The 14,081-nt window shown below is 32.4% G+C and carries 13 protein-coding genes and 1 pseudogene; all 14 read right to left on the bottom strand.

What is annotated here, in order from left to right; all coding sequences use genetic code 11:
- Positions 1-233: pseudogene (locus MKZ11_RS24025) on the bottom strand (IS21 family transposase); the annotation flags it as partial.
- Positions 206-1,399: an IS21 family transposase gene (istA, locus tag MKZ11_RS24030; RefSeq protein WP_340797110.1), complete on the bottom strand. Its 1,194-nt coding sequence runs from the start codon at positions 1,397-1,399 to the stop codon at positions 206-208. The gene istA and the pseudogene MKZ11_RS24025, both read right to left, overlap by 28 nt.
- Positions 1,400-1,889: 490 nt before the next feature.
- On the bottom strand, positions 1,890-2,534 hold the full coding sequence (locus tag MKZ11_RS24035; protein WP_340797111.1) for an HD domain-containing protein: 645 nt from the start codon (positions 2,532-2,534) through the stop codon (positions 1,890-1,892).
- Positions 2,522-3,307 carry a TIM barrel protein gene (locus MKZ11_RS24040; protein WP_340797112.1) on the bottom strand — a complete coding sequence of 262 codons (786 nt, stop codon included), beginning with the start codon at positions 3,305-3,307 and terminating at the stop codon, positions 2,522-2,524. Before MKZ11_RS24040 ends, MKZ11_RS24035 begins: the two co-directional genes overlap by 13 nt.
- Positions 3,307-4,356 carry a Gfo/Idh/MocA family protein gene (locus MKZ11_RS24045; protein WP_340797292.1) on the bottom strand — a complete coding sequence of 350 codons (1,050 nt, stop codon included), beginning with the start codon at positions 4,354-4,356 and terminating at the stop codon, positions 3,307-3,309. The genes MKZ11_RS24040 and MKZ11_RS24045 overlap by 1 nt, the downstream gene beginning before the upstream one ends.
- Before the next feature lie 9 nt (positions 4,357-4,365).
- Entirely contained in the window at positions 4,366-5,109 is a 744-nt protein-coding gene (locus MKZ11_RS24050) for a hypothetical protein (RefSeq protein ID WP_340797113.1), read from the bottom strand.
- A 1-nt stretch (position 5,110) separates the two neighbouring features.
- Entirely contained in the window at positions 5,111-6,352 is a 1,242-nt protein-coding gene (locus MKZ11_RS24055; RefSeq protein WP_340797114.1) for a class-III pyridoxal-phosphate-dependent aminotransferase, read from the bottom strand.
- A 24-nt stretch (positions 6,353-6,376) separates the two neighbouring features.
- Entirely contained in the window at positions 6,377-7,375 is a 999-nt protein-coding gene (locus tag MKZ11_RS24060; RefSeq protein ID WP_340797115.1) for an ROK family protein, read from the bottom strand.
- The gene (locus tag MKZ11_RS24065; RefSeq protein ID WP_340797116.1) at positions 7,372-8,532 is read right to left on the bottom strand and encodes a sedoheptulose 7-phosphate cyclase; all 1,161 of its coding nucleotides are present in this window, start codon (positions 8,530-8,532) and stop codon (positions 7,372-7,374) included. The genes MKZ11_RS24060 and MKZ11_RS24065 overlap by 4 nt, the downstream gene beginning before the upstream one ends.
- A gap of 28 nt (positions 8,533-8,560) precedes the next feature.
- Positions 8,561-8,920, bottom strand: coding sequence for a cupin domain-containing protein (locus tag MKZ11_RS24070; protein WP_340797117.1), 360 nt, complete (start codon positions 8,918-8,920; stop codon positions 8,561-8,563).
- The gene (locus MKZ11_RS24075) at positions 8,913-10,046 is read right to left on the bottom strand and encodes an ATP-grasp domain-containing protein (RefSeq protein ID WP_340797118.1); all 1,134 of its coding nucleotides are present in this window, start codon (positions 10,044-10,046) and stop codon (positions 8,913-8,915) included. The genes MKZ11_RS24070 and MKZ11_RS24075 overlap by 8 nt, the downstream gene beginning before the upstream one ends.
- Entirely contained in the window at positions 10,043-11,254 is a 1,212-nt protein-coding gene (locus MKZ11_RS24080) for an ATP-grasp domain-containing protein (protein WP_340797119.1), read from the bottom strand. Before MKZ11_RS24080 ends, MKZ11_RS24075 begins: the two co-directional genes overlap by 4 nt.
- Position 11,255: 1 nt before the next feature.
- A complete protein-coding gene (locus tag MKZ11_RS24085) occupies positions 11,256-12,473 on the bottom strand; it encodes an MFS transporter (RefSeq protein WP_340797120.1) in 1,218 nt (405 codons plus the stop codon).
- Complete coding sequence (locus MKZ11_RS24090; RefSeq protein WP_340797121.1) at positions 12,466-13,839, bottom strand: glucose-6-phosphate dehydrogenase; 1,374 nt, start codon at positions 13,837-13,839, stop codon at positions 12,466-12,468. Before MKZ11_RS24090 ends, MKZ11_RS24085 begins: the two co-directional genes overlap by 8 nt.
- Positions 13,840-14,081: the final 242 nt, after the last annotated feature.

Below are 14,081 nucleotides of genomic sequence, written 5' to 3' on the forward strand. Positions count from 1 at the left end.
GTAGGTCTTTTTGTAATTGAAAACACATTTTTACAAGCACGTTCAATTTCATATTTTGTGTAACGATGTTCTGATTTTTTTAATGAAAAGATAGATTGTAATGCCTGCTTTTCAGTTTGATAAGTATCTAAAATATAGCGAACGACTTTCAAGGTTGATGGACCGATACCTTCAGCCCACTCTATTCCTGCTTCAGATGTTTGGTCTACGAATAATTTGTGATTGTCTGGCATATGGTCACTTGACCAAACTTCCCATACAATCGTTTATGAGAAGCCACTCTCATATGGTTGAAAAGGATCTCAACGAAGTCATTTGATAGTTTAATTTCGACTTGCTGATTGATATACTCGTATGGGACAGAATAAAACATGCTTTCAACAGAGATGTGATAATCTGGACGTACTTTCGCTGTTTTCCATTCTGATATTTTGTAAGGTGTTAACGGAAGAGGAGAAAGCGCAAATTTCTCCTCTTCTTCAAATGCCGAAAAACGGCACCCTTCTTTACGAGTAAAAGGTCGTTGATTAAACTCATCCAACTTTACCCGAACTTCTTTATTCAATTCATCAAGGCTGAAGCAGTGTGAATTTCTTAATGCCGCAATAATCCATGTAGAAATAACACCTACTGAGCCTTCTACACTTGCCTTATCTTTCGGTGTCCGAACACGTGCGGGCATGACAACGGTGCCGTAGTGGTCTGCCATTTCCTTGTACGTAGGATTCAAGACTAATTCGCGCGATGTATGCTTTGTCACGCCTGTTTTAAGGTTGTCTGGAACTACGATTTGTGTAACGCCACCAAAATACTCATACGCATGATTATGGGCTGTAATCCATGAATGTAAGTCCATAGATAAGGTAGCTTCTGCATACGCTAACTGGCTGCACGGCAGTGTCGCAACGTAAACGTATGCTTTTACCTTTTCACCGGTATCCCTATCAATGATGAAAGCTGTGGATCCTGCCCAATCGACTTCCATAATCTCGCCTGGTTTTCTACGTATGCGCAGGGTGGCTTTGTACTTGTCTGCATACTTACTGTAATGACATACAAAACTGCGATACGAGTAGGGAATCTTATTATTCGTTCGGCACTCAACTTCATATTCATGATGGAGAAGCGAAAGTGTTACATTTGGCCTCGCTAGCTCTTTATGAATATAGTCAAATTTCAGTGGCTGTCGTCCCGAAGATTCTAAAGTTTTCTCTGGAAATAAAAACTCTTCAATCCACTGACTCGTCATTACCTCCTCTAAAGGGCAGACTAGTCCTTTCTTTTCAGCTAGATTGATGACCTCCGTCACCTTTTGCCGAGAGTGCCCCGTGCTTGCGGTAATGCCCCTCAAACTGATCCCCTCGGCATGTAATTCCAATATCTTTCGATAATGAATCATGCAAAAAACCTCCTGTATAAGCAATGTCACACCATAGGTGTGCTCATTAATTATACAAAAGGTATGAAGTGGTAAAGGCTTTGTCACTCACTGGTACAATCCTTGTCACTTGGTGGTAAAAAACATGGCATGAGTGGTACATTCTCGTGGCTGTAATCAGTTAAAGAATGGCGCACCCGCTGATGAAATATAAGATGGCAGAAATGAAAGTGTAAACTGATTTAATCCAATTAATGCTCAAATTAGAAGTACAAAATATAATATACATTCGTGTCCTACAGTAGAGACACGAATGTATATTATATTGAACCGGAGAAAGAAAATCTAAGAACTACTCCGTTTTAATGTGATCGTGTGACATTGAAAGAGAGTTCGTTTAAACAGTTGAGAGTTTCATGGCATTGAACATAAAACAATGTCCTCAAGCCGTGAAGAAAGTGAATAAGATGTCAACGAAACCAACGTCCTAACGCGCTTGTAACTTTTAAAATTAGTTTGACAAATTAATTGGTTTATAAATAGATTTCTCTATACCAGGGAAAAGAGAATAAACAGGACAACCAATAATCGCTTCTATTTCTTGCATATTTTCAAAAAATCCTTTCCAATGTTTCGGGACATCTTCAGTTGTTCCATTTCTTATTGCAACTGACACAAGTCTCCTTTCAATGATAGTAAATCCGTTTGCTTCCGCTAAGGCGTCACATAGTGTCAATAATTTATCATATATAGTCCATTCAATATTATTCATTATTTCGATCATTTCATTCTTTATAGGATCAGGTATTGTAGCCCATCCATTTACTGCTTCAATAAGTTCTGTTTTTATTGGAAATGAGTGGGAAATACATATATTCGCATTTCCTTCATACCCCTTTTTCTTTAACAGTAAGTAACCATCGTAAGAGTGAAGAACGGATTCTGTAAATCCCTTATACCTCCCAATATCATGAAGTATGCCACATATATAAGCTTTATTTGGGTCAATATCAAATCCAGTTTGTTTCATTGCAATAGAAATGGTTTCTGCTGCTTGTGCAACATAATGTGAATGGTCTACCCATCGCCCAGGATTCTGAAGACTTGCCCATTCCAATATACTAACTGCGTATTCACGGTCAGTTATATAATGCATATTTTCTCCTTTAATATTTTATTAATATATTTTTGTTTAAAATCATCAATGCACTTATCTGTATTTTTAGTGTACTTACATTCTAATCCGATAAACCCATTAAAATTATTATTTTTTATTGTTGTTAAAATATTTGAATAGTTTAACTCGCCTACTCCCGGTTCTGTTCTACCGGGATTATCTGCAAAGTGAAAATGATTTATGTAATTAAAGTATTCCGTTATATTGTTAATGATATTTCCTTCTGAAATTTGTTGGTGATATATATCAAAACAAATTTTAATGTTTGGACTATCTACATTTTTTATTACTTCAACAGCTTCAGATGATTTTGTTAGAAAGTAATTTTTATGATCTATTAAAGAATTTAGTGGCTCAATTTCAAGGACTATACCCGACTCTTCACAAAAAGAAGAGCATTGCTTTAGAGTTTCAATCATTGTACTCAATTGTATCTCCCTAGGGACGCCTGGAAGGAAATCGCCAGTCTGAGAAATTATTGATCTAACTCCTAACCTCTTAGCGGTCTCTATTGTCTTTAAGAGACAACTTTTGTATTCTTCTCTATTTGATTTATTTACTAAGCTAATATAATTAGTACATATGGAGTTAAAACCAACCCCAATCCTATTAATTTCCTTTTCAACTTTCACAACGTCCAAGTTCCACCATCTGTAAAATTCTAACCCATCAAGTTTGTGCTCTTTAACTTTTTCGAGATGATAGAAAACATCTTTAGTGGGATAAGCACCATAGCAAATTGAAAATTGCATTATAATGAACTCCTTTCCATAAAATTAGTCAATATCTCTTCCAGAAAAACCTCTTCTCCTCTTTTAGCAGATTCAACAGCACAAAAGACCATTGCAAATGAAACAATATTGTCGTGTATACTGCATTCAGGATTTCTGTCTTTTGTAATTGCCTCCACAAATTCAGTAAGAGAATAATCTTGTGCTTGGCATTTTAAATCTATCAAGGGTATTACGTCTCTTTTTGTTGTTGTATTTGTTTTATTAACATAAATAGAATTCATTCCATCCCAAGTCATACTCCCACTGCTGCCATCAATTTGCCATGTGCCTGCTCTATGGGTTTGTGGACCAATTGCACACCAAGAACCGCTATAGTTAATATGAAAATTTTCACATTCAATAATCATAGAATGTGCTGCATCCCCTTTATACTTACTCCAATTCGGATTGTAACTTCGTGTTGTTATACTCTTGGGGTTTTTTTGCATAAAATACCTCATTAAATCAAAATGGTGTATGCTCATATCGATAATCATAGGATAATCTAATTCAGTTAACCTAAAATTACCTTTTTCAAATGAAGGGTTTCGATTAAATCTTAAATCAATATGTCCTATCGAACCTATTTGTTTATTTCTCAGATGGTTAGAAACTGTTCGTGAACCGTTAGTAAATCTATAGTCTTGGCTTATCATATATTTAAGATTTGTTGTATTAACATAATTAAGAATCTCTATTGCAGATTCAAGTGACTCTGCCACAGGCTTTTCACTTAGCACATGTAGGCCATATTCAAAAGCTGTAAAACTTACAGCTTTGTGAGTCGCAGGAGGAGTAACATTAATAATAAAATCAGCACTATTATTTTGTGCTGCAACCCTTAAATCACTAAATAAGAGTTCTCTTGGGATTCCGTATTCTTTTCCTATACGGTTTAGTAACTCATTATTACTTTCCACGTAACCAACACAAATGACTTGGTTACTCCTTTTTATAGTGTCAATCCATATTAAACCCATTTTACCTAATCCAACTAGGATTACGTTTAATTTTTTTTTGATAACAATCTATCCTTCCTAGAATGAATAATTGTGTTTTGCTGAAATCTTTACTATGTTTTGAGTATCTTTTATTAAGGAATTTTCCTCAATATTTCCCCTAATAAGAATAGTGGGATATGTGATTACCCCTTTACCAATTAACGATCCAGGATTAATGACAACATTACAACCGATTTTTGAATTATCACCTATTAAACAACCAAAATACCTTGAATTTGTTGATACTTTAATATTGTCTATTTTTACATCAATGTCTCCACCATAAGGTAGATACTTCATATTAGAACATATTGCACCAGCTCCGAGATTTACATTATTTCCTATTATTGAATTTCCAACATAATTAAAATGAGGTGCTTTTGCATTATTTAATAAAATACTATGTTTGACTTCAGTAGCATGACCTATAACACAGTTATCACCAATAATCACATTTTCTCTTATATATGCTCCACTGCGAATAATTACATTTCTACCTATAATTGCTGGTCCCTTGATATAAGCACCGGATTCTACCTTGCTACCTTTTCCTATTATAATTAAGTTATTTTCATTAATATAAGCTCCAGGTTCTGCTATATTTTCAAATCCGTCTGCATTTCGAATAAAATTATTTTTCAAGAAAAAATGTTCGTAATTTTTTATATCATGCAGAAAAAATGTTTTTACATATTCTAATACTTCCCAGGGTGTAGTATTGATATCAAAAATTTCTGGAAGGAAAAACCCCTTATAATCTATGAATTTTTCTATTTTCATATTAATTCCTCCATTTATTAAGAGCTGTCTCTAACACTCCAAACAACTCATCAATTTGCTCATAATTTACTATAATCGGAGGTTTGATAATTAAACAGTTATTATAAAGTCTTAAAAATATACCATTTAATAGACAGTCATCATATATAGATTTTGCTAATTCCTCATTTACCTGCTGATCGGTAGTATTTATAATTTCTAATGAATGGATTAGCCCTACGCCTCTGTGTTTAATATTAATGGCAGTCTTCGATATTAAATAATTCATCTTTTTAAAAATATAATTTTCTTTACCAGAAATATCAAAATCTTCATTTTTTAATGTAGTTAATGTTGCTTTTGTGGCAGCACAGGAAATGGGATGTCCCCCATTTGTAAAATCGGCTTCATTATATGACAATACATCCTTCAGATGTTCTTTTACAAGCACACCAGCTAGAGGGTGTCCACCTGATAAACCTTTCCCTAATGTAATTACATCTGGTGATATATCAAAATAAGTTGTAGCAAAGTAACTTGGAACCCAACCAAAGCTTTGGTTCTCATCTAGTATAAATACTATGCCTTCTTCAGAACAAATTTGTTGTACTTCTTGAAGATATTCCTTTGTTTGCTGATTTACCAAAAGTCCGGCATTAGTCATAATCGGATCCAACAAAATACATGCAATATTTTTGTTGAAAGTAACTGCATCACGTATTTCTTTAATGGTATCCTTCCAATCTCCGTCTTGCTCACACTTTGGTGGATTTACAAATATTACATCTTCATTTGAACCCCTTAAAGTTTTTGGATCTCTACCATATCCTCTGATATTAAGTGTTTGAGTAGTTTGTCCTGTGTGTCCTTTATAAAATGATATAATTCCACTTTTTCCAGTAAACTTCTTGGCAATTTTAATTCCAGTTTCATTGGCATCAGAACCATCACACATTTTAATATTAACTCTAGTGTGCAAAGGTGGTGCTAATTCCACTAGTAACTTACATGCTTCATAATATGATGTCGAACCGAACCGACTTGAAACGTACGTTAGTGACTTAGCTTGTTTGACTACAGCATCCACAACTGCCGGGTGACATTGACCCAATAATAGATTTAAAGTTTGACTTGAAAAATCCAAGAATTTTTTTCCGGAAATATCCCAAAAATACATACCTTCACCCTTTTCAACAGGTGAAGCATCAAGGCTAGGATGAACATTACTTGTTAAATAGTCAACGTAATTAGCATTCTTAATCAATTTATACACATTCCTTCCCATTAACTAACTAATAGATATACTTGTATTCTTGTGAGTTAAATACAGACCTATACCAATAAGACCGTGAAAATCATCATTTTCACCAAAAACAATCATTTTTGCAACTTCTTCTTCACGAATATTAAAGTTCTGATATTTTATAAAATAGTCTCTGAGAAGCTTAATATATATTGGTCCTACAGCTTGGGAAAACCCACCGATAATAATAAATTTAGATAAACCAATACTTGAATATAAAAAAGAAATTACTTTAGCTAAGGGTTTTATGCTTTCATTTAAAACTAATAACGAAAACTGATCGTTTTTAGTGAGACCGAGAATAACATCATGTGTTGTTATATTTTTTTGAAGATAGAAGATTGACTTACTATAAAGGTCATAGTTATCTATACTTAACAATTTGGCTAAATTTTCTACACCTCGACCGGAAGAAATTGATCCTATATGACCTTCATGTCCACAATCACATAGCATCTTTTTGTATTTACCACCATAGTAGAAATGGCCAATTTCTCCACCCATATTTTCTTTGTCCAAAAGTACTTCCCTATTCCAAAAAACCTTATTTCCGATGCCTGAACTAACTGTTATTATGCAGAAGTTATCATTTATACGATTTATATATCTCCAACCTGCAGCCGTAATATCATTAATTATTTCAATATTAATCCCATCTAACTTTTCTTTGAGAATTTGTAAAAGAGGGAATTTATCATTAGTCGATCCCCATAAAGTAGCCGCGCTAGTAACTACTCCTTCTGTGTCGACAACACCCGGAAAAGAAATACCTAAACCTTTAATTGTATAACCGTCGATTTTCATATAACTTTTAACAATTGAAACAATCCTGTTCACAAAGTTATTTCTAATATTTCTTATATCTGTGGAAATTATATAGTTGTCTGATGGTTCATTTGATATATTTCTAATTTCTCCATCTTTAGTGTATATAGCGGTTCTAAAAGAGGTACCGCCAATATCCATAACAATAAAGTCACTCAAACCATTACAACCTCCTTTTCATAAAAAAGTGATTGAATTTTATTTAAACTCGTAAAGGTTTGATTTAACAATTGAGGACTTATTTCTTTAATATTTTTTATAAATGTTGCTTCTCCAATATTTATTGGAACAACAAGGTTTAGATTCATACCACGGTGTAATAGAATATTCTGTAATGATTCCCACATTAAATCGGGAATGAAAGTTTTTTCGTCATAAATTTGTAAACCGATATCTAAAATCAAATTTAAAATTCTATCACGATCGATTTTGCTAATCCCATTTTTTATATAGTTAAGTTCAGTAGAAATTGCTATATCTAAAGCTACGGCCGCTCCATGAGAAACTTTATAATTGGTGAAACCTTCTATAAATGGACTGAAAGTATGTCCAAAATCAACAAGTCTTTCTAAGTTATGTTCAAGAAAATTTCCCGTTAGTTCCTCTAACATTCTTAAAATTGAACGCTCATTTATTTTATGTGGAATATCATTTTTTTCTTGAAAATTATACTTAATTAAACTTTGAGAGTTACTTTCAATGAGTTCAAATAGAATAGAGTCCTTTACAATTGCCATTTTTATTATTTCCGCTAATCCGAATAATACTTCTTTTTTCTGTAATGTTTCAAGAAGTTTGATATCATTAATTGTTGCAATGGGAGGATGGTAAGAACCCAAGAAATTTTTCGAGTCTTCAAAATTTACGCCTGTTTTTATTCCGATTCCTGCATCAATCTGACCTAGGAGAGTAGTAGGAATCTTTATGTAATCCATTCTGCGCTTATACATTGAAGCAGAGAATCCTACCATATCTAATAAAATTCCTCCCCCTATTGCTACCATCAATGAATTTCTATCCAGGCAGAATTCCTTACCCGCTTTGCAAATGTTGCTTACACTCTCAATATTTTTATTATATTCAGTTGTTGGGATAACTATTATTTTGTATTGTTGTTTAAAATTATACTCAAAATATTCTATTACATATTTTGAGTATAATTTATTTACCGTTTCGCTTAGGACGACAAGAATTTTTTTTCCGTAACAATAATTTTTAATGGTTTTATTCTCAATATCGAAAATTTTATTTGTAAGAATAACATCATATTCTAAGACTGAGCTATCTTTGACTAATATAGTTTTTAAAGCTTTCAAATCATATATACCTCTTTCTTTTGAATTATTAAAGGGAGGCCTGAAAAATAAAGACCTTCATTTCGTCTTCTGAGTTATTAACTAATCCGTGTGTGCCGTATACGGGATTAACGATTACATCTCCTGATTTTATTATTCTTTCTTGGCCATTGTTCAAGTGCATCATACCTGTACCAGAAACAATAAAATATACTTCCTCATTTAAATCATGTTGATGTATACCGATTTTTGCTTTCGGTGGTATTTCTATGTAATCAATAAAGTCTAATGAGGATTCGAAATCTTCAAAAGAAAATGCTCTTTTCTTTTTAATAAACCCTTCACCTTCATGGCAAATTTCTAATTCTTTTTCAGATTCGTAAACGTTAATAACTTTGTTATCACTCATAAGATTCCCTCATTTCACATAAGGTTAATATTTCTTCTAATTCCGGTTCATCTATAGCTATTAAAGAGAAAATTTCTTTTACGTGCATTCCAATTTCATCCAAAGTCTCCCCTTTTAATAAAACTCTTTGTCTTAAACCATTTCCATCGGGTCGAATAAAAATATAATCAACAAAATCCAAATTCATTAACAACTCAACTTCATTATCGTTTAATTGATATCTTATAGGTACTTCTACTGCGAAACTAACTAACGGTAATAAATCAAATTTTTTACCATTTAGTATTTGTAGTATTATGTCATAAGCATTTATTCCGCCGAGGCTTACCATTCTTGTTACTCCTGATGCTCTACAATTAATTTCAGTTACAAAAAAAGTGTCTTCTTGAATTATAAAATCTATATCAATAATACCTTCGGTGTTCAATTCCCTAGCTATTCTACTTGAAGCTTCAATTATTGAATTATTAATCTCTTCGTTCCATGGATTTGGGAACACTCTAAGTTTTTTAAGTGGGTGCACCATTTTTAGACTAGTAACCCCTTTATAAACAGGTGGACATATTACAATCGAATCCTTATTGCATATAGCCTGTACAGATAACTCAACGCCTTTAATAAACTTCTCAAGTACATAATCATCAGTTATTAATTGGACCTCATTCATGGTGGTAAGGATTTTTATACCATAACCCTCCCAGGATTCAGGTGGCTTTGCAACTACGGGTAATATTTTATCACCCTCTTTTAAATTTGGAGAAGGTATGGTAGGAATATGAATCTTTTTCAAGAAATTTATTGTATCTTTTTTATTGAAACAAAGCTTTGTAGCTTCCTCTGAATGACCAAAAACTTTAATGCCTTTTTTAATAATTGATTCTCTATATGAAACCTCTTCTAGACATTCGTTATCCATAGCACCATTTAAAATAACAATATCAGGTGGATCTAACTCAATAATATTTAATAGATCTTTCATTCGATTTTTTCTAGTCGTATAATATATTTTATCAGCACTTTGGATATCATCATTAGAAGCATCTTCGTAACACATTATCTCAATTAGGAATTTGTTTTGTTTGGAAATTAAGCCTGTTCTGTAAGAATGGCTAAATAAAATTCTCATATATTTTCCACGCTTTCCCACAGTGTATTTTCATTTAACCACGAAACAGATTCATTAATATTTTTTTCTACTTCGTTTTCATTTTGTCCACATACTATAACTGACAATATATGATCAACTGATTTGGATGCATTATTAAACCTATCACCTACTTTAGCATTGCACAAAAACTCAATTACTTTTTCATGTTCTATACTGGCTGGCATCTTTTTTAGCATGCCATTCTTAGGAGGAACCAAAGCCCATCCAGCAGAATTTAAATGACTTCTCTTTTTTTCTTTTTGAATATAATTTATACTGCATTGCGCCAGGGTAGCCTCTTTTAATATGTGAAAGTTAAAGAGTCTATTAATTGTTTCTACTACTCTTGCTCCCCCTGCTCTACTAGCTATTTCGCAAAGGTATAATTTCCCCTCTGGAGTTACGAATACTTCTGCATGAATAGGGCATGCGGGTGGTGATGGTAAAGCTTCCATGACTTCTGATGTATATTTTAATAGCCTATTATGTAAAATGTTATCTTCATCTAAAATAAAGCTACCTAAATACTTGTCTTCTTTATAAGCTAAACATCCATTTATGTATTTAGAGGCTACTAGAAATTCGATTTTTTCGTTATTCCATAGTCCATCTATATGGTACATATCTCCCTCAATAAATTCTTCTACTTGAAATGGTTTGAATGCAGTGCTTATTAATGCGTGTTTTACATCTTCCCAAGTATACAAAATCTCTGTATTTTCTGACCCAGCCCCATCAACTGGTTTATAAACAACTGGAAATCCGTTCTCTGTACAGAAATTCAACAAATCTGCTGGATGTTCTACCTTTTTAAACTTTGGAACCCTTATTCCCTTTTCTTTTAGTATTTGCTTCATGAATACTTTATCCCTAAAAGCTTTTGCACTTTTAACGTTTTGTCCATGTACTCCTAATAATTCTCGAAGCATTGCTGCCCTAATTAAATCTGTTTCAGAAAATGAGATTATTCTTTTAAAATTATATTTACTATGCAATTCAATAGCTATACTCTCTAAGTTTCCATTTGTCCTCCAATTACTAAAGTAGTATTGCTCATCATACCTAGTATCTATAAGGTCTCTCCTAACTTCATCGCACAACATTACGATTGGTTCATTAAGGTCCTTTAGCCACTCATAATATTTAGCACTATTATCTGAAAAACGATTTAGAATTAATATACTCACATTATTCACCCTTTGGAATTTTATTTTCTTCTTTATTTCCTACAATTAGAGTAATAAAAGATAGACTGATTAAGATTGTTATATAAAAGCCGAGGAGTCTCTTAAAGTCCGATTCTCCAAGCGACATTAATATTATTGAAGATATAGGAACTACTCCTAGTAATATCATTCTAATAAAGGCATTGGTTCTCCCAATAAGTTCAGAGGGAATTACTTCTTGTCTAAAAGACATAAAGATTACATTTATCGCATTAATACATAGAGAACTAAATATAAAACCTATGATAGCAGCATATGGATTTAGACTTATTAAAGGTGCCATGAGTATTAAGAGTAAAAGTGTCCAAAAAGAGAGTTTTGTTTTAATTGCTTTAAACTTAAATAATTTGGCACCTAAAATTGATCCAATTATGCCTGTAAGAATAGAAGAACTCATGATAATACCTATGGTTGTTTCATTCAGGTTCCAATAACTCTTCATTAAGAAGAGATACATTACAATCATTCCGCCAGTTGCTAGATTCAAAAATATAGAAGATATAACTATATTCTTTAGAATCTTATTACTTATAACAACCTTTAGACCATCAGAGATTTTTATTTTGGGAGCGACTATAGGATTCATTTTAGGCACAAATATTAGCACAAAAACAATTGATAATAAGTAAGTTAAGCTATTTATATATAATGTGGATAGGTAACCAAGCAATGCAGCAGAAACACTTGCTAGAGCTGGACCAGCAACACGACCTATATTATTAATCGTAATATAATAGCTGTTCCAAATCGCCGTATCTTCGGTTCTCTTGAAGTCTGGCACAAATGAATAATCGCTAACTATATTAGAGGCAACGCCTGCAGTTTGGACTAGCGAACTAAATGTATATATAATCAAAACACTTTCAATACCAGTTAATGTGATAATTATTGGTATTAATAAGACTAGTATAAACTGTAATAATCCAGCGACTATATATATTGTTTTTTTATCCAGGGTGTCAATCAATTTACCTATGTATGGCGTGAACAGATAAGGAATAGTTTGAAATACCCATCCTAATCCCATAGCAAAACCAGAACCAGTAATTTCATAGATATAAAGCGGAATTACAAAGTAGTAAAGTTGGTTCCCAAATTTAGAAATTGCACTAAATATAGTAAAACCTTCAAACAATCCTAATTTTCTAAATGGTAATTTTTCAGTTGTTTTATTATTCAATAAAATTCCCCTTAATAGTCGGGCCATTCGTTCCACTTTCATAATAAATAAGGTTGTCTATATCTAATTCCCAAGCATTAGTAATCTGGTCAATGAATTTCCAAGATGCGGCTGTCTCTTCCCATGTTACAAAAAATTGTAGGTTCCCTGACAATGCATTTAACAGTGAGTTTGCGTAAGAATTTTCAGGAAATGTGTGATAAACAATCTTATTTTCATGTTCTATTAGAATCTTTTTATTTTCATCAAATACTATAGATATACATGAATCCTCGGAGATAGATAACTTGGTTGGTCTTTTAAAACTAACTTCAATGCGAGAAGTTTTTGTTTGTAGTCTTTTCCCTGTTCTAAACCTTAGGGGCACTCCAGACCACCTACTGTTATTAACGAATAAAGTTCCAGCCACGAAAGTTTCCGTCATAGAAGAATTTTTAACATGGCATTCTTTTTCATAAGGAATTAAATCACTTCCATCCATGTTACCAGCAACATATTGCCCTCTAATAATATATTTATTTACTTCTTCTGGAGTAAATGGTTGCAGTGATTTGATAACTTTTAATTTCTTTTCACTTATATCTTCATTCTCGCTTGGTACGTCAATTGTCAAGAGAGCAATGGTTTGAAGAATATGATTTTGTACCATATCCCTTAAAGTTCCACTTGAATCAAAATATCGTCCCCTATCTTCGATTCCTATGCTCTCACTTAAATTGATTGTTATTTTCTCTATATAATCATTATTCCAAAAGGGATCTATATCTGGGTTAAACCTTACTGTTAATAGTTGATTTATGATATTTTTAGTAAGAAAATGGTCAATCCTAAATATATCTTTCGAATTAAATATTGTTTCTAAATAGCTGTTTAGTTCTATTGCTGAAGTTAAATTATAACCAAAAGGTTTCTCAATAATTAAACGGTTCCATCCTTTATCTGTTAAGAGTCCATAATTCTTAATATTAGCGCTAGCTTTTTTAAAATGCTCAGGGAAAACTGATAAATAAAATAATCTATTTCCATTGGATTTGAATTTCTCTTCCATTTCAAATATTATTTTGTTTAACTTACTAAAATTTCGTTCAGTAACAATGTCTATAGAGAAATAGGTGAAATGTTCAATAAAAGATTCATATAACTTTATTATTTTTTCTTCTTCTTCTTCAATTTGCTGTAATAGTGATTGTAGTAACATACGATTGAACTGTTCAGCACTTAAATCACTTCGACCTAAACATAATACACCAGTATTAATTGATAACTTATTTTCTCTAAAAAGTTCAAATATTGCAGGAAACAATTTCCTTCTTGCAAGGTCCCCAGTACTTCCGAATAATACTATTACTTGCCCATTCTCAGCCAATTTAATAATTGCCTCCAATCGTGACAATAAAGAACATATTCTGTTAGAAAATAGTCCTTTTTGTAGTTTTATAGTCAGACTTTACTATATAATTCAAATGATACATAATAATTATTTTTTTGTCAATTATATTAGTAAAGTGAATTGTTTGAGTTAATTAAATGACTTACCATTCGTTGCTATTGTTTTCGCACGGTACTGGAATTGAATGATCGTGGGCTGTGGTATCTACTGTAAATAAA

Source organism: Sporosarcina sp. FSL K6-1508, assembly GCF_038007465.1.
Classification (GTDB): Bacteria; Bacillota; Bacilli; order Bacillales_A; family Planococcaceae; genus Sporosarcina; species Sporosarcina psychrophila_B.